The sequence below is a fragment of the Candidatus Thiodiazotropha sp. AKAK2 genome, from assembly GCF_058244685.1.
The window spans coordinates 99,672-119,204 of the sequence record NZ_JBSYOP010000033.1 but is presented as its reverse complement, the minus strand read 5'-3'; the positions used below and the strand labels follow the sequence as shown (position 1 = coordinate 119,204).

Annotated in this window: 23 protein-coding genes; 2 read left to right on the top strand and 21 right to left on the bottom strand. The window is 53.4% G+C overall.

What is annotated here, in order from left to right:
* Positions 1-45: 45 nt before the first annotated feature.
* From AC4IE8_RS15835 to AC4IE8_RS15805, 7 genes are all read right to left on the bottom strand, one after another.
* Positions 46-645, bottom strand: a complete 600-nt coding sequence (locus AC4IE8_RS15835) for a TonB family protein (RefSeq protein WP_490791442.1) — start codon at positions 643-645, stop codon at positions 46-48.
* A 65-nt stretch (positions 646-710) separates the two neighbouring features.
* The gene (locus AC4IE8_RS15830) at positions 711-1,112 is read right to left on the bottom strand and encodes an ExbD/TolR family protein (protein ID WP_068995627.1); all 402 of its coding nucleotides are present in this window, start codon (positions 1,110-1,112) and stop codon (positions 711-713) included.
* The gene (locus tag AC4IE8_RS15825) at positions 1,102-1,761 is read right to left on the bottom strand and encodes a MotA/TolQ/ExbB proton channel family protein (protein ID WP_490791441.1); all 660 of its coding nucleotides are present in this window, start codon (positions 1,759-1,761) and stop codon (positions 1,102-1,104) included. The genes AC4IE8_RS15830 and AC4IE8_RS15825 overlap by 11 nt, the downstream gene beginning before the upstream one ends.
* Positions 1,758-2,471, bottom strand: a complete 714-nt coding sequence (locus AC4IE8_RS15820; RefSeq protein ID WP_490791440.1) for a sulfite exporter TauE/SafE family protein — start codon at positions 2,469-2,471, stop codon at positions 1,758-1,760. The genes AC4IE8_RS15825 and AC4IE8_RS15820 overlap by 4 nt, the downstream gene beginning before the upstream one ends.
* Positions 2,468-3,520, bottom strand: a complete 1,053-nt coding sequence (locus AC4IE8_RS15815) for a 4Fe-4S binding protein (RefSeq protein WP_068995630.1) — start codon at positions 3,518-3,520, stop codon at positions 2,468-2,470. The genes AC4IE8_RS15820 and AC4IE8_RS15815 overlap by 4 nt, the downstream gene beginning before the upstream one ends.
* Positions 3,517-4,314, bottom strand: a complete 798-nt coding sequence (locus tag AC4IE8_RS15810) for a hypothetical protein (protein WP_068995631.1) — start codon at positions 4,312-4,314, stop codon at positions 3,517-3,519. Before AC4IE8_RS15810 ends, AC4IE8_RS15815 begins: the two co-directional genes overlap by 4 nt.
* A gap of 12 nt (positions 4,315-4,326) precedes the next feature.
* Positions 4,327-6,492 carry a TonB-dependent receptor gene (locus AC4IE8_RS15805; RefSeq protein ID WP_490791439.1) on the bottom strand — a complete coding sequence of 722 codons (2,166 nt, stop codon included), beginning with the start codon at positions 6,490-6,492 and terminating at the stop codon, positions 4,327-4,329.
* Positions 6,493-7,105: 613 nt separating this feature from the next.
* Between AC4IE8_RS15805 and AC4IE8_RS15800 the strand changes: the two genes are divergently transcribed.
* Complete coding sequence (locus AC4IE8_RS15800) at positions 7,106-7,294, top strand: hypothetical protein (RefSeq protein WP_490791438.1); 189 nt, start codon at positions 7,106-7,108, stop codon at positions 7,292-7,294.
* Between the two features lie 50 nt (positions 7,295-7,344).
* Positions 7,345-7,467, top strand: coding sequence for a hypothetical protein (locus AC4IE8_RS15795; RefSeq protein WP_490791437.1), 123 nt, complete (start codon positions 7,345-7,347; stop codon positions 7,465-7,467).
* An 8-nt stretch (positions 7,468-7,475) separates the two neighbouring features.
* Here AC4IE8_RS15795 and AC4IE8_RS15790 read toward each other — a convergent pair whose 3' ends face one another.
* The 14 genes from AC4IE8_RS15790 to AC4IE8_RS15725 form a co-directional block, all read right to left on the bottom strand.
* Positions 7,476-7,979, bottom strand: coding sequence for a ferritin family protein (locus AC4IE8_RS15790; protein ID WP_068995153.1), 504 nt, complete (start codon positions 7,977-7,979; stop codon positions 7,476-7,478).
* 19 nt (positions 7,980-7,998) lie between these two features.
* Positions 7,999-9,855, bottom strand: a complete 1,857-nt coding sequence (locus AC4IE8_RS15785) for an FAD-dependent oxidoreductase (protein ID WP_490791436.1) — start codon at positions 9,853-9,855, stop codon at positions 7,999-8,001.
* Between the two features lie 19 nt (positions 9,856-9,874).
* Positions 9,875-11,017, bottom strand: coding sequence for an NADH-quinone oxidoreductase subunit D (locus AC4IE8_RS15780; RefSeq protein ID WP_068995157.1), 1,143 nt, complete (start codon positions 11,015-11,017; stop codon positions 9,875-9,877).
* Positions 11,018-11,208: 191 nt separating this feature from the next.
* Positions 11,209-11,778 (bottom strand): NADH-quinone oxidoreductase subunit C, encoded by a 570-nt coding sequence (locus AC4IE8_RS15775; protein WP_490791435.1) that lies wholly within the window; start codon positions 11,776-11,778, stop codon positions 11,209-11,211.
* Complete coding sequence (locus tag AC4IE8_RS15770) at positions 11,775-12,488, bottom strand: NADH-quinone oxidoreductase subunit B (protein WP_068995162.1); 714 nt, start codon at positions 12,486-12,488, stop codon at positions 11,775-11,777. The genes AC4IE8_RS15775 and AC4IE8_RS15770 overlap by 4 nt, the downstream gene beginning before the upstream one ends.
* Positions 12,489-12,633: 145 nt before the next feature.
* Positions 12,634-13,530 carry a respiratory chain complex I subunit 1 family protein gene (locus AC4IE8_RS15765; RefSeq protein WP_068995164.1) on the bottom strand — a complete coding sequence of 299 codons (897 nt, stop codon included), beginning with the start codon at positions 13,528-13,530 and terminating at the stop codon, positions 12,634-12,636.
* Positions 13,530-15,407, bottom strand: coding sequence for a proton-conducting transporter transmembrane domain-containing protein (locus AC4IE8_RS15760; protein WP_490791434.1), 1,878 nt, complete (start codon positions 15,405-15,407; stop codon positions 13,530-13,532). Before AC4IE8_RS15760 ends, AC4IE8_RS15765 begins: the two co-directional genes overlap by 1 nt.
* Positions 15,404-16,876 (bottom strand): complex I subunit 5 family protein, encoded by a 1,473-nt coding sequence (locus AC4IE8_RS15755; RefSeq protein ID WP_068995168.1) that lies wholly within the window; start codon positions 16,874-16,876, stop codon positions 15,404-15,406. The genes AC4IE8_RS15760 and AC4IE8_RS15755 overlap by 4 nt, the downstream gene beginning before the upstream one ends.
* On the bottom strand, positions 16,873-17,352 hold the full coding sequence (locus tag AC4IE8_RS15750) for a sodium:proton antiporter (protein ID WP_068995170.1): 480 nt from the start codon (positions 17,350-17,352) through the stop codon (positions 16,873-16,875). Before AC4IE8_RS15750 ends, AC4IE8_RS15755 begins: the two co-directional genes overlap by 4 nt.
* Positions 17,349-18,035, bottom strand: coding sequence for an MnhB domain-containing protein (locus AC4IE8_RS15745; protein ID WP_490791433.1), 687 nt, complete (start codon positions 18,033-18,035; stop codon positions 17,349-17,351). Before AC4IE8_RS15745 ends, AC4IE8_RS15750 begins: the two co-directional genes overlap by 4 nt.
* Entirely contained in the window at positions 18,028-18,339 is a 312-nt protein-coding gene (locus tag AC4IE8_RS15740; protein WP_068995174.1) for a Na(+)/H(+) antiporter subunit B, read from the bottom strand. Before AC4IE8_RS15740 ends, AC4IE8_RS15745 begins: the two co-directional genes overlap by 8 nt.
* Complete coding sequence (gene mnhG, locus AC4IE8_RS15735) at positions 18,336-18,653, bottom strand: monovalent cation/H(+) antiporter subunit G (protein WP_490791432.1); 318 nt, start codon at positions 18,651-18,653, stop codon at positions 18,336-18,338. Before mnhG ends, AC4IE8_RS15740 begins: the two co-directional genes overlap by 4 nt.
* Entirely contained in the window at positions 18,653-18,916 is a 264-nt protein-coding gene (locus AC4IE8_RS15730; RefSeq protein ID WP_068995179.1) for a monovalent cation/H+ antiporter complex subunit F, read from the bottom strand. Before AC4IE8_RS15730 ends, mnhG begins: the two co-directional genes overlap by 1 nt.
* A complete protein-coding gene (locus AC4IE8_RS15725; RefSeq protein ID WP_490791431.1) occupies positions 18,913-19,440 on the bottom strand; it encodes a Na+/H+ antiporter subunit E in 528 nt (175 codons plus the stop codon). Before AC4IE8_RS15725 ends, AC4IE8_RS15730 begins: the two co-directional genes overlap by 4 nt.
* Between the last annotated feature and the right edge of the window lie 93 nt (positions 19,441-19,533).

The following is a 19,533-nucleotide window of genomic DNA, read 5'->3' as shown; positions in this document are numbered from 1 at the left end:
CGAGACCTTATCGAGTCTATGGATCGTTATGGCCAGGTCGATCGATTACTGTTTCAGGGAATAGGCCATGGCATAGGTTACCGGTAGGGGACATTTCAATGCTTGTGGAATTTTAGGGAAAGGCTGAGCTGCCTTGATGGCTTTGTTGGCGGCTTTGCGTAACAGGCCATGTGCCCCCTGAATCTTCAGATCGGTAATGTCACCATCACATGATAACTTGAATCTGACGCTTACCTTTCCCTCGATGTTTTTACGGCGTGCGAGGCTTGGATAGCGCTTCTTCTGCTCGATGCTGGAAAGAATATCTGCAAGATAGATCTCCAACAGTTCTGCTATGGGTTGTGTTTTCGGTGAGGTGGGTTGTGCGATTTTCTCCACGGTATCCGCTTGAGTGGTTTCAGTTTCTTTTACTGGCTTTTTCTTCTGCGGTGGTTTTTTGGTCTTGACAATTTTTTTCCTGGGACTCTTTTTGGGTTTGGGTTTTGTCTTAGGTTTGGGTATCTGCTTGACAACTTTCTTCTCAACCGGTTTGTGTTGAACTGTTTTCGGAGTAGGTTGTGTAAAGCTCAATTGAATCAACAGAGGGTCAGCTTTGGGTTTGACGAGCTTTGCATGGTCAATCCGCTCATCAGACCAGTTGATCATAATCACCATATGTAGACTGAGCGAAAGGCAAATGGCAGCTATGTATCTTAAGAGCTTGCCGTCAATCATGGTTTGTCGGTCAGGATATCCAGCGATTCTGCACCGGCGCTCCGGGCGGCATCGATGATCTTGATCGCCAGACCAAACTGGGCCGTCCGATCCCCCTTGAGTTGGACCGCCCGTTTGCTGTTTGCATGAACCATGGCACTCAGGGTCTTCTCAAGCTGCGCCAGTGGTATTGACTCACCATCCAGTAAAATTTCTCCAGAGGGTAGCAGACTGATCACTAAAGGCTGATCTTCCTGGCTTGACTGACTGCTGAATGCTTCGGGCAGTTGTATGTCGATTGCCTCATCCTCGATAAAATGGGCCGTCAGCATGAAAAAAACCAGTAGCAGAAAGACGATGTCGATCAGAGGCGTCAGATTGAGCACATGATTGGAGTGTCTGCGATACTCATACGCCATCGGTAATATTCTCCCAATGTGGCGTTTGAGGCTCCTCCTGTTGGTTGAAAGTTGAGGAGCGACGTTCCAATAGCAGTGCGATACAGCGAGTCATCGATAGTGCCCGTCTCTCCACACTACCCTCCAGAAAGTGAAGCAATAACAGCAGTGGTATTGCCACGGCAAGACCGACACCTGTTGTGATCATGGCTTCCCAGATGCCTCCGGCGAGGGCTTGTGCATCCACCTTGCCACCAGCCTGCTCGATCACCATAAAGGCTTTTATCATACCGGTGATTGTACCCAGCAGGCCGAGTAGGGGGGCGGTATTGCCAAGGATAGAGAGGGTTCGCAGACCAAATGTCATCCGTTGTACCTCTTCATCGCGCACCCGACTGCCAACCCCTTGCAGATCTTTGACGCCTTCGCTATCGGCCTGCACCATGGCTTGAATGATACGGGCTTCCGGTCCCTTCAGCTCTGCGATTAGTGTTTGACGATCCTTTCGCACAAGCAGTTGACCGAGATTCGACAGCCATATTTTGGGTAGGCGATGAAGGCGCATAAAAAGGAAGTAACGCTCAAGTACAATGGCCAGGCCTATCGAGGAGTAAGCGAGGAGTATCCATATTACAGGGCCTCCTTTTGCGATCAGTTCTTCAATGTTCATGGTGTAATCCATCCCAGGGCTGTGGCACATCCGATCAGGATGAGCAGCCCGACGCTGGTGTTTTCGAGGGCCAGTCGGTGACGATTCAAATGGAGCCTGATTTGCTGGCTGAAATGGGCAAGACCCGTTGCAAATATCAGGGTTGGCAGAAATACGGCACCCATTGCAAACCCGGCGCCTAAAACTGCACCGTTGAGCAAGCTGGCGCTGGTAGCCGCGGCGAGTATCAGGGTAGTCAGGGGAGCGCAGGGATTGAGAGCCATGCCGAAGCCCATCATATAGAGACCGCCAGGCAGACTCTTTTGTGCCAGAGGCGTGGACTTCAGACTTGCGGTCAACGCATCAGGCTTTATCGAATGGACGGATTGGCAGGAAGATTTGCAGGCATTAGGCTGGCGACGAAAAATGATCGAAAGCGCGACCAATATGGTCGCACCACCGAGGAACCAGCGTACCCAGGGTTCCGCGATCATGTCTTCCACCCAGAGTCCAGCCCATCCAGCGGCGGCTGCCAGTAGGGTGTATCCGGAAATACGCCCGAGAGAGAAGGGCAACAAGGTACGCCATGCGCCCCAGTCACGTTGGTCACTACCGGTAAATACCGGTCCCAGATAGGGAAGACAGGCAATGGTGCAGGGGCCCGATCCGAAACTGAGGCCCAGCAACAGAGCAGAGCCAAAGCTCAGGCTGACAGGTTCGATTGGGATCATGAGGATTCAGCCCGGCTTTTGTTTCCTTTGTTGCCAAACCAGGTGATCAGATTCTGTTTTTCCCAATTGGTCTGCGCCTTTTTTCGCTTTTTGAAATACTGGGGGTCAGCTCTGAAGACCGGTATGAATGCATATTTTAGTTGCAGAACATCCTTATCAGGACAGAACTCAACGCAACGTCCGCAAAGTGTGCAGTCTTCAAAAGTGACATTCCGACTGGTCATGTCAGTATGGATTTCATGAATATCCATTGGACACGCCTTGGCGCAAAGTCCGCAGCGATCACATCGTGGGGATGCATTTTTGATCAACCGTAACAAGCCCATTTTACGAAACACGGCGTGTAGCGCCAGCATCGGACAGATCCGGCAGAAGGGTTGGCGGAGTGTCAATCCCAACGCGATCATAAGTCCGAACAGAAAGTCAGCGAATAAGGTCAGGGTGATGGTGGTGGCATTTGCCGTATCGACATGCAGCTGCTCGGTACTGCCGGTAGCCAGAGTTGTGAGGATTCGGCTGGGGCATATTTTACAGAATGGGTCTCCCAGGTCATGGTTCAGCATCCCCATACCGGTCAGCAAAGGGAAGCCGAAGACCAGCACCACCAGAATGAACCACTTTACAGGGCGGATCTTACCAACCAGGGATTTGGAGAGTGAGTCCTGACGCTGCAAGCCGATTTTCTGACCGATCATCTGCAGTAGCTCCTGGAATGTGCCCAGAGGGCAGAGCCAACCGCAGAAAGCCTTGTTGAGTAACACAAACAGTACAAGAAAGGTGCCCAGGGTAATCAATGTGGGCATCACACCCATCAACAGATTTCCCCCTTTGGCAATGGTCTCACCAAGCCGGTGATCCATTTGGTGTTGGATGGGAATCAGGGTGCAGAGATCCGAACCCTGGAAATCGTAGGCACAACTGAGGGCAGGAAGGGCGCCACTGATCTTTTCTTCCAGGTAGTAACCGGTAATCAAACCACCATAAACAAAAAAGACAAAGGCACTGATCTGCACCAGTTTGCGTATCACCGAGAGATTCAAGATGCTCATGCTTTTTTATCCCGCTTCTTCAGGTTTTTTCCCAGATAGCCTCCAGCGAGGAAGCCGATACCCAGTACCAGCACTCCCCACTCTGTGGATTGCCAGTGGCTGGGGTTAACCCGGTAATCGGCAACGAGTTGGGTGGAGTAGGTGGTATCACCTTCCTGGTATTCACCGCTGATGGTGAATTGTGCTGACTGTTTGTTTCTCTCGCCTTCGATCAAGCCAGGGAAATCATCTGGAATAAGAAAAGTGACCCGGCCGTGTTGATCGGTATTCAGAGTCTGTTCACTGCCATTTGAGGTACTCAGTGTCAAAGGCTGATTCGCGACAAACTCGCCCTGGTATCGGGCCAGAAACTGCCAAGCTTGTTGACTGTGGTATCGGTAATGTTCTCTAGGCAATGGATGCGGGACAATCTCAAACTGGCTTTTTTCAGCAGCGGTCAAGCGGACAGGATTCTGCTTACTGGGACGACCGAACATATATTGATATCGGATAATCACCTCTTTATGATCACCCCAATCCTTCTCTACAACCAGAGCATGATAGTTGTCCACACCACTCACCGGCATGGTGATCTTACCCATTACCGGAGTTATGGATTGGCTTGAGAGATCGGGTTTTATATAGGTAATCGTGGCGCCATCCAGATTATCAATATGAAAGGTTTTGGCTCCCCGGTGGCCATGTGAGACTGCAGGCTTGCTGTTTTTGAGGTTCTGTTCCTCATCCGCTGCAACTACCCCGCTCGGGGGTAACATCAAAGCAGCCAGCATGATCGCCAAATTAGATGGTTTCATGAATGTTCATCCTCAGAACAGATAGGTATAAGTGAGCATGGCATTTCGAGGTGCGCCAGCCGAATAGGTTTTATTGCCACTGGTACTTTTCTTCACTTCCGTGGCGTAACGTTTGTCAAACAGGTTTTCCACGTTCAGCGCGAGCGTATGGGAGCCCGTCTGATAGCTGAGCATCAGATTGGTCAGGAAGTTGTAGCCGTCGTACTTTTCAGTATTGGCATTATCGACGTAATAGCTGCCCCAGCTGTTGCTGCGGATAACCGCTTTTATGCCAAGTGGATGGTGGTAACCCAATCCCAGACCATATTGCTGACGTGGAATATAGGGGAGCTGATTGCCCGAACGATCGACAGGTGTTTGGCTGCGTCCATTGCGTACCAGTTCATCAAAATCTGTGAAGGTATAATCACTGTAAGCAAAACTGCCTTCTAACCAGATGTTGTTCGCAACATCGTAACGTCCACTGAGTTCAACACCTTTCTTTAAGGTTTCACCGGCGTTTTGAAACTCTGTGGTGAGATCCTCATTGAGGGTTGAAACAATCTCGTCACTGACTGTGGTGCGATAGATTGCCAGGTCGAATGACCACGCCTGCTCACGCCCTTTTAAGCCCACTTCTACGTTTTGTGCGGTGGCCGCATCCAGTTTCGGATTGCTCTGAATCTCTGACTCGGAAGGCACCTGTCCGGATTGAGCAACCAGGCCATAGACATTGACGCGCTGATCGAGCGCATAGGTCAAACCCAGTTTGGGTGAGAAAAGATTGAAGGTTTTATCGGTTTTTGTCTGTTCCGGTGTGTCAAAGAAGGTATAGGTCCCACTGCCATAGCTGTATTCACCAAAAGCGGTACTATCGATGTCAAAGTTGTTGCGGTCATAACGAAAGCCGAACTCGAGGTTAACTTTTTCAGTCGGTTGCATGGTCTCCTGGATATAAAAGCCATACAGGGTATTGGTGGCATCCTCCTCTTCAAGCAGTTCGCCGGCTCGATCGGAATTGGTGTGTAGAATGGTTGCTGGTCCGGTTGGATTCCAGGCCGGTGGTGGTGCTGTCTCAACATCGGCATAGGTGTATTTCTTCGCACCTTCGGTGTTATCCCGGCGAGCTGTCACACCGGTGACCAGAGTGCTTTCTCCCCAAAGCTGATGTTTGTATGCGATCTCGAGATCGGTGCCGAGAACAGTTGTACCCGGATTGTCATTGATGGCGCCGGTTACCGGGTGGTAGTGATCCCACTGATTGGCGTAGACACGTGGCTTGAGTGTGAGATTGTCCATCTCCTGTTCATAGCGGGAATTGAAAAACCAGATTGTGGAATAGCGCCCACTGTGCTGCCAGGGGCTGCTGGTGGTATCTTTCTGTTCGCCGGTATCAAGGTAGCGCTCAAACTCTTCATCATCCATGGAGCCGGGTAGTTGCAGATCCGCTTCATGGTAACTCAGTTCTGACTCCAGGGTGCCACCGTTGTCCAACAGATAGCCGTGTTTCAAAGCCAATTGTTTGGATTCGAATTCGTTCCAGTCCCGCCAGTCGTTGTCTGTTTTACGATAGGATGCAGTGATCGATGCGGCGTTATTGTCATTGATATCACCAGCCAGGCGGCCATGCAGATTTTGTTGTCCAAATTCACCTGCGCCCAGTTTGACTCGGTTACTGTCCGTGTCGAATACTGATTTGGAGATGATCTGGATTGTGCCGCCTGCAGAGCCAGCACCAAACAGTGAGCCAGGCCCTTTTGTTATCTCGATGCGTTCGATATCCTGGGTATCGATGAAATCAAATCGGGAAAAGCTGTCGGGATCTGTCATTGGCACCCCATCCCGGATGACCATGATCTCCCGCACCCCGTAGTTGGCTTTCTGTCCGGCGCCACGAATAATCAGGCGGCTGTCGTAGGCAGAATTCTTGGAATTGATCAGAACGCCGGGGCTCCCTTGAATCGCATCCTTGATATTGAACATTTTTTCACTTTCGATACGTTCCGAGTCGATGACATCGATCGATCCGGCAACCTCTTTGGTTTTTCGCTCGATCCTTGAGGCGGTAACACTGATGACGTCAAACTCCTCATCCGATGTGCTGTCTTCTGCTTCATCTGCGAAGGCGAGAGGTTGGGTGGTAATGGTCAGACAAGATATGAGTGCAAAGTTGATACTGTTTTTAGGTAAAGACTTCATAAATTAGATTCTGCTGTACATGTTAAAAGGTTGGTAATGATCATCATCCGGATGATCAATCACATCGTTGCTCCAAAGTAGTCACAGAATAAAGTTATAAAGTTATCGAACTTTTATCTCTGTTCCCGAGTCCGAATCGAAATCCGGCTGACTGCTTTTCCATGGTGGACATTCGATGAAAAGCAATTTCAAGGCCAGGAAATAAGCTGTTGAAATATAAAAATTAAATGTAATTCAATTGAGTTGAGATATAAGTCATAAGACCTAGAGCGGGTGATATGACCTGATTTTTGCTGGCTTTAACAAGTCAGTGATTTGCACAACTGCTTGGATGGTTTTTGTCGTCGATAGTCGTTGATAAGAGACCTGGCACTATAGAGATGAGTATTGACGCGACTGTTGATAGAGTGCAAAGATGCAGTTAACGCGTTCGTTAACCTACTAGTGCCTGTTAACACTAATCCAATAGGTCCTGCTGGGACTGTTGTTGTGTCCAGCAAGGCACAACCGGGTATATTGGATTAGTGTTAACGGCCCCTAGATAGCATCTGTAATGAGAAAGAAGTACATCGCCTTCAACAATCCATTGAGTTTTCTGATACTGATATGCGGTATGGCCATGATGTATATTGGCGTACCGATACTGGCCAGCCTATGGCGCGAGGGTGATTTTGCGGTTGCTTTGTTTATTGGATGTGTTTCTGTGATTATGGTTAATTTGATCTTCGCAGCTGAAAACAGGCTGGCAAACAAAACTGAATTCAAGACTGATAATAACCTGAATGACCCTGACGGACCTTGAATATCCGATAATCAAGCCGGGTAGGCTACAGGTTTACCGAGAGACATAATATGGCAATGGGAATTTTCGATACCACTGATGAACAGTCGATTATGGGTGGCTCTACTTATCGGCTTTCAGAAGCGATTGATCGTGTGAAAAGTTACCATAGTAAAAAGGATGGTGGTGGTTAGAATGCAATTCAAACGCCACCACTGTGAATGGTTTCGTAATAGACCTTTTCCAGTTGGTTCTTATGTTCCGTCTCTTCATTGGCAAGGAATTGAAAAAGCTCCTTGATCGGACCATCCTCGGTGCTCTGGGCGAGGGCATGGTACTGTTCCATGGCCGCATGTTCACGACCTAATGCATATTGCAGTACCGACTGGTCGTCGGGTCTGTCACCCAGTTCGGGAAGATGGATGGCATCGGAAAACTTTTTATCACTTGCCGGGATCTCCACCAGGGTTTGAACCTGCTGCTCCAGGCCGGGACGGTTTTTCAGTTCGCTGAACAGATCAAAATGGCGTTGCTCCTCTTCCGCTAGCTCCTCCACCAGATAGCGTATCTGTTTACTGACTTTTGGAATCAGATCCGTGTAGAAATCCCGGGCAGTACGTTCGAACTCAATCGCGACTTCAAGAATCTCCGCCAGGCTTTTTTTCGATTTCAGTCTGTCGTAACCGCTGCTATGACCTTCAGACATGGCGATGCCACTCCTGCTGTTATTGCTGATTCAACCACTCATCGATGCTGGCGGCCACGCGATGACCATCCGCTACCGCATGAACTACGTCCGGTCCGTTGACACAGTCACCGGCGGCCCACAACCAGTCGGCCGAGGTGCGACCCTGTTCATCGATACTGAGGCGGCCCCGTTGCCAATCCAGGATTTCTGTCAGTTCGTCACCGAGCAGGTTGTTGTCCGACATCTGACCGATGGCTTCAATCACCATGTCTGCTGCATGAATCTGCTCATCCTGTTCGTCATACTTCGGTGCGAAGCGACCTTGCTCATCGAATATGGAACGGACCTTCCAGGTCTTCAGTCCGACCAGCTTGTTATTTTTGATGATACACGCCTGGGGACCTCTTGCATCATAGATCTCGATGCCTTCCTCCAGACATTCTTTGATCTCCACCGGGTCAGCCAGAAAATGAGCCATATCTTCCAGCGCTGTGACCGTGACCTGTACTTTGCCAAGCTGCTGTTGCTGTTGCCGGGCGAGGGTTCTGGCAATGTCCATCGCCACGTTACCACCACCAATGACCACAGCCCTATGTGGAATCTCATAATCTTCATCATCGGTGGTTCTACGCAGTAGATCGATCGCTTTACGGACCTGTTTGTGGTCGGCGCCGGGAACCCGGGTGGAGCGGCCAAGATGCAGACCGATGGCTAACACCACCGCATCAAAATCCGCTTCCAGCTGGGTCATAGTGATATCCTTGCCGACCTGAATACCGGTCTGGATCTTCACCCCCATGGAGGTGATCACATCGATGTCCCGGTCAAGCATATCGTAGGGCAGGCGGTATTCAGGAATGCCGTAACGGGGCATACCACCCGCTTCCTTACGGGCTTCGAATACCGTCACCTGATGACCTTTGCGTATCAGGTCATAGGCGGCAGTGAGACCAGCCGGCCCGGCACCGATGATGGCGATCTGTTTGCCACTCAGATAGTCCGCTTTACCTTCCGCAGCAATCTGTTTGATCCGTTCATGATCCACCGAATCCATAGCGTAGCGTTTCAGCCAGCGGATGGAGACCGGTTCACCCCGTCGGCCGATCGAACAGGCGTCCTCGCAACGATGGGTGCAGACCCGGCCACAGACATGGGAGAAGGGATTGCTTTGATAGATCCAGCGTACCGCCTCTTCCAGGTTGCCCTGCCAGATCGAGCGGATGTACTCGGGAGCGTCCATATGGGTGGGGCAGGCATCGTGGCACATGCCGCACTGAACGCAGCGTGAGGCTTCAATCACCGCCTGCTGATCGGTGTAGCCGGCAACGATCTCATTGAAGTTATCGATTCGCTCCTCGGCTTCCAGCTCGGCCATCGGCTGACGGTTCAGGTCGAGCAGGTCGGAGTCACTGGTCTTCTGCCAACCCTCACCGTAATACTCGCCATGGATACCGGTTTCGTTCGGCAGAATGAAGTAGCTGTCAATCTCTTCCTGGGTGCAGGTGTGCACGTATTCACGGGAGAGGGAGATCGCGCTGGTCGGGCAGATGTCGACACACAAGGCGCACCAGCAGCAGCGCCCATAGTCGATAGCCGGGCGCAGGTTGCGGATACCGTTGACCGGATCCTCCGGCAGATGGGGAACCTTAACCATGGTGATGGCGGCGTTGTCACAGACTTTCTGGCAGGAACTGCAGCCGATGCACTTTTCATGATCGTTGAGGTGAAAGCCCCGGTAGTTGTCTGCTGCCGGGCGGGGTTCCAGCGGAACTGTGACTGGTTTGCGCATGAAAAACTGCAGCGCCTTGAGCGGGCTGAGGATAGAGCCGGCCTCCTCATGCTCGATAGTCACATTCTGTTTACTCTGTTTTGCATTATCAATCGGTTTGGACATCAGCGATTACCCATAGATCTCAACGGTCAACTTCCGGTGGACAGGCATCCAGAGAGAACATGGTCTGGGCAATGTCCTCGATACGTGATCCAACGGACATCTTCTCCAATACCTGTACCGCATGCATGGATGATGGCCCCCGCACATGCACCCGATAGGGCTTGGGGCCACCGTTGGAGACCACGTAGTAGCAGAGTTCACCTTTGGATGATTCAACCCGGGTGTAGGTCTCTCCAGCAGGGACATTCCAGGCCAGAGGATTGGGGATCGGCGCCCGAATCGGACCATGGATGTCGGGCAGAATCTCCACTACCTGGCGAAGGATGCGAATACTCTCCATCAACTCTTTACGGCGAACCAGGGTGCGTGCCCAGGCATCACCGCTCTCTTCAACCGGGATATCGAACTCCAGTTGATCGTAGACCAGATAGGGGTCATCCCGACGTACATCGAAGGCCAGTCCGGTGGCCCGTAGATTGGGTCCGGTGACACCCCACTCGAGCGCCTGTTCACGGGACATCACTCCGGTGCCTTTGGCCCGCTTGACGAACACTTGGTTCTTGAAGAAGAGGTTGTCGTAGTCGGGCAGTCGTGACTCGATGTAGTCGAGAGTTTCTGTCAAGCGTTGCAGGAAACCGTCAGGCAGTTCCCGGCGCACTCCACCGGGAATGTTGTAGATGCTGTAGACCCGACCGCCAGTGAACTCCTCGAACAGATCGAGCAACAGATCCCGGTCGGCCACCCCCCAGTACATGGTACTGTACATGCCGGTGGTCGCCGCATGACCGCCGAAGGTGAACAGATGGGCCGCGATGCGCGACAGTTCCAGCTGCATCACCCGTAACCACTGAGCCCGTTGCGGCACCTTCAGTCCGCACAACTCTTCAACCGCCATCGAGTAACAAAGCTCCATCGGTGAAGGGTCAGGCACACAGATACGAGGCACCAGGGCGATGTTCTGAATCCACAGCCGCTGCTCCATCAGTTTTTCAAAACCCCGGTGCAGATAACCACCATCCGCCTTGGCCTCCAGCACGATATCGCCATGCAGTTTTACCTTAAGTGCATAGTTGCCTTCGATACCCGGATGGTTCGGACCGAAATTGAGTTCATACTCATTACTCGGCGGCTGGCGCTGGGCTTCGTAATTCTCAGGTCTCATATCGTTTCGCTTGTTTTTTAATTTGGGGTCCGCGGATGAATGCGAATGTTCTAAGAAGCTTGCTTTTGACAAAGCAGGCATCGTTATCTTCAGCTAAGAACAACTGATGCACTCGGTGAAAATGTCGCAATCCAATAACCATCAATAATATTTGTGTTTATCAGCATTCATTCGCGGACAGATAAAACTCTTCATTTCTTCTTTTGACTGAAGCGTTGCTCTTCCGGCGGGATGATCACACCACCACCTTCGGCAACCAGTTCCTGTAACCACTCCGGGTTGTACTCCTGCCAGCTCAGGTGTTCGTTGATATAGGCTTCGCTGTCAAACTCTTTGCGCATCGGCGGTGGACCGTCCCATTCGGTGAGGATGAACTTCTCCATATTGGGACTGCCTTCGAAATGTATGCCGTACATCTCATGGATATCCCGCTCGAAAAAGCCGGCGGGTTGATAGAGGTCGTATACCGAGAGATAGACACCGGGTTCACGGGCGATACGAATATGGGCTGAAACCAATGAGTGATTCTCGTAGGACCAGACGTGATAGACCAGTTCAAATTCGTCATCATCGATCCAGTCGACACAACTGATGGCGGATAGGTGAATATAGCCGGCTCGTCCCTGCAGCAGCTCCAGCAGGGCGGGCAGGGCATCCGCCGGCACATCGACCCGAACCCGGCGACTGCTTTTACGACGAACTTCGATGCCTTCGATCTCCTTCAGGAGATTGTCCAGCCAATGGGTGACTTCCTGAGTCATTCAATTGGCTCCTTGATATTGTGACCGAGGCGCATCTCAAGGGCCTCCAGGGGATTCTGATGCTGCTCCAGCAGGCGGGTGTGTTCACCCAGGGTGCCTTCACCCATCAGCTCATAGTGTTTCGCTTCGGTGATGATGTCGGTGGGGGTCTGCCAATCTTCACCGAACAGTTTCTGTTGATTACCCAGGTAGTAGTCATAGTTTTGGTAGTAATCCTGCCAACTGTCGGCTTCACCACTCTTGATGCGGTCCATCAACTTCTGCAGGCCGCTGATCACCGCCTCGGGTCTCGGCATGCAACCAGCGATATAGAGATCGACCGGCATATATTCATCGAGTTTTTTAGCGGTGGCATAGCTTTGCCAGTACATGCCGCCATTGACGGTGCAGGAGCAGATACCCACCACATATTTGGGTGAACCCATCTGTTCATAGGTGAGGATCACCCGCTTCAGGGTTTTGATCGAGACATAGCCGGTTATCAACAGAATATCGGCCTGTCTGGGAGAGACCATGGGTTGAATGCCAAGGCGCTCCATATCGAAACGGGAAGTCATCGCCGGCGGCAGTTCGATTGCCCCACAGCCGGTACAATAATGGAGAATGAACAGGGAGCGCGAGCGGCAGAAGCGCACCAAGTCATCGAACACCCGGGCCAGGGGGTTACCCTTTTTCTCTTCGACTACCGGTATCTTTTGTATTCTGCTCATAACCATCACCAAAGTCGTTGGGTTAACTTGCCGGTAGTGTTTTCGCTACTGGCATGTCAGTCCGGCATTGCCGGTATTCAATTGCCTTGAGAGTCAATCACTGTTTTACAAGGACTCGCCACACACTCTCCCGGTTGGCGTAAATTCACATCACGAATGCCAAGCCGATCAGTCCCAGCATCACCGGCCATTTCCACATCAGACGCAACAGATCCTCGGTGCGATAGCGGGGAAACAAGTAGGCAATACTCACCGGAATGGCCAGCACCAGAAAACTCTTGATCAGAAAATCGAACCAGGTGGTGCCGCCACCAAGGAACAGACTCACATAGAGTACCGAGGTGGTGTAGAGCTGGAAACACTGCATCACAAACAGGCCACCCAGATACTTACCACTCATCTCAACCATCGGCCCGGTGGCAATCTCAGCCGGGGCGATATAGATCTCGAAAGGCTGTTTACCCAGTGAGGCGTGCATGGCGATCAGGCCGGCGATGGCCAGCAGTGGCATCTCAATCACACCCCAGGTTGCAAAACCACCAGCCTGCTGTGTAGCGATGATCTCTACCAGATTGGTGGTGCCGGCGGCATAGGCGACGCCAAAGATGACGATGACCAAGGGAATATCGTAGGCCAGCATGGCAGTCAGTGCGCGGGCAATGCCGATCGAGCCATTGGGATTGGCGCACTGACCGACACCCAACGCCAGGCCGAGGGACGGAATCATCATCAGATAGAGCAGGGTGATCAGTCCCCCCTTCTCCGCAATGCCGTCCATACCGGGTACCGGTAGCAGGGTCTCTGCGGCAATGTAGCCGCCCATCGCCATGACTATTCCGATGTCATGAATCAGGCCGTGTGAGACCTGAGTGCGTTTACCGTGAAGCTTGACGATGTCGTAGAGCGGCTGAAAGAAAGGTGGTCCGATACGTCGTTGAATCTTTGCCGCGATACGCCGCATCATCAGCACCATCATCATGCCGACGATAAAGGCAATTAGTGGCATCAGGGTCAGTTCTATGAGAAGTTCGATCGGTGCCATCAGAATACCACCCAGGCAATGATGAAGAGTGCCGTGCTTAACAGATAGAATTCAGAGTTGGCACGTCGGTAGATACCCTGCATGCCAAGGGAGAGAAATTCAACCAGCGAGGTAATGCTGTTTTCCAGCCACTGAAAGCTACCCCGATACCAACCCTTGATCAGATGCATCAGGCCGGAGTAGAAATTGTCACTGTATTGGTAGCGCACATCGGCAGTGAGAAAGTGACCACCGGCATAGTTGTCGAGCTGGTGAACCCGCTTACTGGGTCCGGCGGAGTAGAAGATCACAGCGCCGATACCAAAGCCGGCGAACAGCACGCCGATCACCCAGATCATATCGAGGCTGCCGCTGGAGGATTCGATGCCACCTAGGGTGATCTCGGGACCAGTGAGGCCAATCGTCTGCAGTGCGGCGGTTACCCAAGTGAGTGGGATACCGGGCAGCAGTCCGGTGACGAAGATCGTGCCGGCCAGTATCAGCATCGGTATCATCATGCTCCAGGGGGCTTCGCGAACTGGTTCGTGCTCCACTCTCAGTTGGCCGAGAAACATATTGTGAATCAGCTTGTAGACCGACAGGATGGTGCCGAGCGTACCGATGATGGTGCCGAGGAAAAGCAGTGGCATACCGTCTTCCAGCAGTGAGCGATAGACCAGCCATTTGGAGACGAAACCGTTCATCGGGGGCAGGCCTGCCAGGCCGATGATACCGGTCAGCAGTACCAGAAAGGAGAGTGGCATTCGCGTGACCAGGCCACCCAGTTTGTTCAGATCAGCGGTACCTGTGCGATGCATGACAGCAAACACCGCCATCAACAGCGCCGCCTGACAGGCTGCATAGTTCAGAACATGAAGCAGACCACCGGCAGCCCCTAGGGAGTTGGCGGTGACCAGGCCGAGTAACATGTAGCCACCCTGACCGATGCCATGCCAGGCCAGCAGATAGCGGGCGTCATTCTGTTTCAGGGCAGTATAGGTGGGAAAGATAATGGTAAACACCGCAATCCAGGCCAGCAGGTCCCGGGCATCGATGAGCGTGAAGGGGATCTTAAGGCTGTCGATGTTGACGATGCCGAACAGCTTCACCAATACCAGCAGTATGGCAAACAGACCCATACGGGATGAGATGGCGCCGAGGAAGGCGCTGCCGGGTCCTGGGGTCTCCGCATAGGCGGCCGCTTGCCAGAGATGAAAGGGCAGCAAACCCATCTTGATGCCGAAACCACTACCGAAGAGTAGTACCAGCATCCAGAGCTGGCCGGTGCTCATTTTTTCAACCGCAATCAATATGGCTTCATACTGCAGTGAACCGGCCGCCGCATAAACCAGTGCAATACCACCGAAGATCGACATCCCGCCGACAACCGCATAGGTGATGTAACGCATGGCTGCCTTGGTGGCAACACCTCCGGCAACGGCCATCAGCAGGAAGCCCGCCCAACTGACCAGTTCCCAGCCGATGAAGAGGGAGAGCAGATCGCCGCTGGCGAGCAGGATCAGCATGGTAAAAACATTCAACGCCATCGCCAGATGAAACAGCCAGACATTGCCTCCCTGCTGTTTGAATTTTCGTTCCCACTCACCACAGGAGAACCAACTGGTGAGCAGTGCCGCTACCAGGGTGATCAGTGCAAAGAACCAGCTCAGGGCATCGAAACGCCAGGAGAGATCCTGTCCCATCACCGAGAGGCTCAACTCGGAGGCGATGGGATCCCCGCCATAACCCAGTGCGGCCATCTTGATCAGGACCAGCAGTTGTCCTGCATAGAGTATGGTGACCATCCAGCCCACCGCCAGACCGCGGCCCAGTATCAGGGCAACCAGCACAGTGGCAGCCGAAAAGATCAAAAGCTCATCCAATAGGCTGAAAATCACAATTGGCCTCCGGGCGTTGCCGGTATCACGGTTTGTATGTAGAGCTCGGTATTTTTTGCCTCGGCCGCGACGGCTTGCAGTCCATCACCGATCGGGGCGATCAGAACTGTGGCCGTCAGCAGGGCGATGCCGAACAGTGAAGCCGTAGCCAGGGAGAGACCGGGCAATTGTTGATGCTCAGGCTGTTCGGATGTGGTCTCGGCTGAGCTGTAGAGTTTCACCACGATGCGAAATAGATAACTTGTCTCGATTACCGTGGCCAAAAGAAATACCAGCAGACCGATCAGATAGAGTGGCTCGCTCTGGGCGGCCAGCTCGGTGATCAGGGTGAATTTGGCCCAGAAGCCGGGTAGGGGGGGAACCCCAACCAGGGAGAGGGCGAACAGGGTGAACAGTGCCGCACCAACCGGTGACCTTTTGGCCGCTCCGGTCAACCGCTCGAGCGATCCGCCCCAGCCATCGGCCAGCATGAAGAGTCCCGTTTTGATCACCAGATGGTGAAGCGACAGGGCCAGCAGGGCCAACAGCCCCCGCTCATCCGGTAAGGAGAGGGCGATAAAGATGATGCCCAGTTGACCGATCGAGGAGAAGCCGAGCATACGTCGCATATCCTTCGCCCGCCAGGCCGCGAATTCACCACTGATAACCCCCAGTATGCCGAGTATGAGAACAATCTGTACCGCTTCCGGCTGATCAAATATCAGCACCAGCAGCCGCAGTATGATCAGCAGTGCCAGTTTCGACAGCAATCCGGCAAGGAAGCCGGAGAGCCGACTGGAGGCGGTGGCATAGATCTCCGGCACCCAGGCGTTGACCGGAAACAGTTCCGCTTTGACACCGATACCGATCAGGATCAGCAGGTAGGCGGTCAATCCCAGTCGATTGTTTAGCAGTTCCGGCGCCAGTTGTGCCAGATGGGCCAGGTTGAGGGTGCCGGTCTGGCTGTAGATCAGTGCGATACCGAGCAGCGTCAACACGGAACCGATACCGCTCAAGATCAGATATCGAAAAGTTGCGGCGTAAGCGGCTGAGGTGCTGGAAGCAACCACCAGCCCGAAGGTGGCCACGGCAGCCAGTTCATAAAAGACATACAGATTGAACAGATCGCCGGAGAGCGCCAGTCCGGTCGAGGCGGCAACCAGTAGCAGCATCAGGGCCTGTCGTCTGGCCGTATCCTGATTCAAACCATAGGGCCAGCAGATCAATCCCAGCAGCTGTACCGCAAAGGCAAACAACAGGGCCAGTGAGTCCAGGTAGAGATTGATACCATATGGGGCATCAAATCCACCAATCGCAACCGACAATGGCAGGCTGATGTCGCTAAACCAGAGATTGCCCAACAACCAACAACCATAACCCAGAATGATCGGTCCGAGCCATAAGCCAAGAGCCTGGGAGAGACGCATCACCACAGGCAGTAAGAAGGCGCCAAGCAGAGGCAGGGCGATGGTCAGCACCAGGTTGTTCATGCATCGCCTCCTCGGGATTCAGCGGTATGCGCCGGAAGCGGTGACAGGGGCCGCTCACCGAGTGGTGCATCCTGACTGATGTCCCTGCGGATTCCCGCACTGGCGGCTATTTCAGCATCCATTTTTTCCGCCACTTCACGACGCTTCAGGTTGCCATAGCGCTGGCGGATACGAATCAATATGCTGACAGCCAGTGCCTGGATGCCGACGCCAATCACAATCGCGGTCAGCACCATCGCCTGGGGAACCGGATCGACCATCGCCGGTTGGTCGGTTCGTTGCATCAGAATCGGCGCCACCGCATCCCAGCGATAGCCGGAGAGCACCAGCATCAGGTTGGCTCCCGCTTCGGCAATCACCAGCGCAAGCACCATGCGGAACAGGTGGCTGCTGAGCACCACACCGGCCAGGCCGATAATCACCAGCCCCAGGGCCGTGACATAGAGTATCAGTTCAAGCGTCACACCCGGGATCATTGTTCAGACTCCGTTTGTGCAAGGTTGGAGAGCAGGCTTGCCAACTCGGCGCCGACCTTCAAACCCACAGCGATATAGAGCAGCGGCAGGGTGCCGGCGGATATCAGTGCACCAAGGGTATCCTGATTGAGCATCGGTTGCAGAAATGCCTGGCCCTCCGCCAGGGCGGCAAGTCCGATGAGAATAAAGCTGGCACCGGCAAAGGCTTCGATGACACTCAGGATAGAGTGGTGCAGGCGCGCCCCGGGTCGAGCCAACAGAGGCAGGAAAAAGGCTGCGGCAAGAATCACACCGCCCTGGAATCCGCCACCCGGTGTCAGATGGCCATGAAAGATGATGTAAAAGCCGATCGTCAGCAGAAACGGAAAGATCAAGGCGCCGCCATGAAAGAGCACAAATCCGCCTTTGCGCTGAGTGCCTGTGGTGGTATGTCGACGACCCAGCACCAGCCCGGCGGCCGAGGCGGCGGCAAACAGGATGGCAAGCTCCCCGAGCGTATCGATACCCCGGTAGCCCAACACCACTGAGGTGACAATATTGGCTGCGCCGACCTCCTGGGGAGAGGCGGACTGAATGGCTTCGCCGATGCGCATTGGCGGACTGCCGAAATCGAGGCCGCTGGCGATCGCCAGCAGCATGAAACCCAGGCCGCCGGCAAACAACAGGCCGGTGAGTTTACGCATCTTCTTTCCCCCTGGTTGAAGCACTCAGCAGATTGCTGTTGTCACTTCCACTGTCGATCTGCCACAAGCCCAGGCGTCGCAGCGCCAAAGCCAGGATCAGACTGCTCAGACCGGCGCCGACAGCGGCTTCGGTCATTGCCACATCCGGTGCTCGCATCAAGGCAAACAGTAGAGCCAAACCGAGCGACACCACGGATGCGGCGGCTACCGCAGCGAGATGGTTTTTGACCACCAGTGCCAACACCGCACTGCTTAACATCATGATCCCCAGGATCAGGGCGATCCAAAGTTCTACTTCACTCATCGGTCGGCCTCTCCAGTATGGCTGACGGTAGCCTTGCTCCAGGGTTTTACTCCGGCCTTCAGCAGTGCCCGGGCAATAGTCGAAGAGCCGAGTGGATTGGTAATCAGAATCAGCACGCCGATCACCAACAGCTTCGACCACCAGGCAGGGTAGAGCAGAGCGATGCCGATCAATAGGCAGAGCGAGCCAAGGGTAACCGCCTTGGTACCTGCCTGGATGCGGTTATAGACATCGGGCATTCGGATCAGTCCAATGGCACCGAACAGGGTGAAGGCGGCACCGATAATAAGAAACAGATCGGCAATCAGTCTCATCAGCCGTTCCCCTCAATCGTACGGGCAATGGCGACAACACCGACAAATGCCAATGTGCCATAGATCAGAGCTACATCCAGATAGAGCGGGCTGCCCAGCAGGGCGGCGAGGATCACCAATCCCGATGTCGTGATCACCGCCAGGGTATCGGCAGCTACCACCCGGTCCGGGGCTGTGGGACCCAGGATGAGGCGCAACAGACTGAGTAGTACCGCAGCACCCAACAAGCCCAGTGCCACGATCTCCAATAGGGTTAATGTCATAACACGAAGCCTTTCAGATGTTGTTCAAATTTATTGGTGATGGCCTGGGTGGTGGATGCCAGATCACTCCCCGGGGGACAGTCGACCCAATGCACCAACAGCACCTGATCCTGCACATCGACAGTCAGGGTGCCGGGGGTCAGGGTAATGCTGTTGGCCAGAATCAGGCGGCCTAGCGGTGATTTGAGATTGGTCTCCACCTCTACCACAGCCGGTTGCAAAGGCAGTGAAGGACTCAGGACCCGTCGGGCCATATCGAGGTTGGCTTGGACCAGCGCTACAGTGAAGGTGCCAAGGTAGCGCAGCAATGGAAGCAGGGCGGTCGGTGAGATGATCAGCCCGGTGAGGATGCTGAGGTGAGGTCGGCTTGCCAGGGTGACAATCAGAGCGACCACCACACCGGCAGCCATCTCCGTTGTGTCCAGATTGCCGACCAACAGCATCCAGAGTGCAAATACAAGCAGGAAGAGAAACAGTCCGTGGACAAAACCGGGTTCAGGTTGTTGTATGGACTTCGTCGTCATACTCGGAGTCACCTTTTTGTTGTGGTTGTGGGTACTATTGTACGCGTTATTTCGTTATCAAATCATCTTTATGTTACAACCCGATGACGCCAC

Excerpts from the sequence above, each read along its gene's own strand:
- AC4IE8_RS15835 (WP_490791442.1), bottom strand. The coding sequence starts at position 645 with ATGATCAACTGGTCTGATGAGCGGATTGACCATGCAAAGCTCGTCAAA.
- AC4IE8_RS15830 (WP_068995627.1), bottom strand. The coding sequence starts at position 1,112 with ATGGCGTATGAGTATCGCAGACACTCCAATCATGTGCTCAATCTGACG.
- AC4IE8_RS15825 (WP_490791441.1), bottom strand. The coding sequence starts at position 1,761 with ATGAACATTGAAGAACTGATCGCAAAAGGAGGCCCTGTAATATGGATA.
- AC4IE8_RS15820 (WP_490791440.1), bottom strand. The coding sequence starts at position 2,471 with ATGATCCCAATCGAACCTGTCAGCCTGAGCTTTGGCTCTGCTCTGTTG.
- AC4IE8_RS15815 (WP_068995630.1), bottom strand. The coding sequence starts at position 3,520 with ATGAGCATCTTGAATCTCTCGGTGATACGCAAACTGGTGCAGATCAGT.
- AC4IE8_RS15810 (WP_068995631.1), bottom strand. The coding sequence starts at position 4,314 with ATGAAACCATCTAATTTGGCGATCATGCTGGCTGCTTTGATGTTACCC.
- AC4IE8_RS15805 (WP_490791439.1), bottom strand. The coding sequence starts at position 6,492 with ATGAAGTCTTTACCTAAAAACAGTATCAACTTTGCACTCATATCTTGT.
- AC4IE8_RS15800 (WP_490791438.1), top strand. The coding sequence starts at position 7,106 with ATGGCCATGATGTATATTGGCGTACCGATACTGGCCAGCCTATGGCGC.
- AC4IE8_RS15795 (WP_490791437.1), top strand. The coding sequence starts at position 7,345 with ATGGCAATGGGAATTTTCGATACCACTGATGAACAGTCGATTATGGGT.
- AC4IE8_RS15790 (WP_068995153.1), bottom strand. The coding sequence starts at position 7,979 with ATGTCTGAAGGTCATAGCAGCGGTTACGACAGACTGAAATCGAAAAAA.
- AC4IE8_RS15785 (WP_490791436.1), bottom strand. The coding sequence starts at position 9,855 with ATGTCCAAACCGATTGATAATGCAAAACAGAGTAAACAGAATGTGACT.
- AC4IE8_RS15780 (WP_068995157.1), bottom strand. The coding sequence starts at position 11,017 with ATGAGACCTGAGAATTACGAAGCCCAGCGCCAGCCGCCGAGTAATGAG.
- AC4IE8_RS15775 (WP_490791435.1), bottom strand. The coding sequence starts at position 11,778 with ATGACTCAGGAAGTCACCCATTGGCTGGACAATCTCCTGAAGGAGATC.
- AC4IE8_RS15770 (WP_068995162.1), bottom strand. The coding sequence starts at position 12,488 with ATGAGCAGAATACAAAAGATACCGGTAGTCGAAGAGAAAAAGGGTAAC.
- AC4IE8_RS15765 (WP_068995164.1), bottom strand. The coding sequence starts at position 13,530 with ATGGCACCGATCGAACTTCTCATAGAACTGACCCTGATGCCACTAATT.
- AC4IE8_RS15755 (WP_068995168.1), bottom strand. The coding sequence starts at position 16,876 with ATGAACAACCTGGTGCTGACCATCGCCCTGCCTCTGCTTGGCGCCTTC.
- AC4IE8_RS15750 (WP_068995170.1), bottom strand. The coding sequence starts at position 17,352 with ATGATCCCGGGTGTGACGCTTGAACTGATACTCTATGTCACGGCCCTG.
- AC4IE8_RS15745 (WP_490791433.1), bottom strand. The coding sequence starts at position 18,035 with ATGCGTAAACTCACCGGCCTGTTGTTTGCCGGCGGCCTGGGTTTCATG.
- AC4IE8_RS15740 (WP_068995174.1), bottom strand. The coding sequence starts at position 18,339 with ATGAGTGAAGTAGAACTTTGGATCGCCCTGATCCTGGGGATCATGATG.
- mnhG (WP_490791432.1), bottom strand. The coding sequence starts at position 18,653 with ATGAGACTGATTGCCGATCTGTTTCTTATTATCGGTGCCGCCTTCACC.
- AC4IE8_RS15730 (WP_068995179.1), bottom strand. The coding sequence starts at position 18,916 with ATGACATTAACCCTATTGGAGATCGTGGCACTGGGCTTGTTGGGTGCT.
- AC4IE8_RS15725 (WP_490791431.1), bottom strand. The coding sequence starts at position 19,440 with ATGACGACGAAGTCCATACAACAACCTGAACCCGGTTTTGTCCACGGA.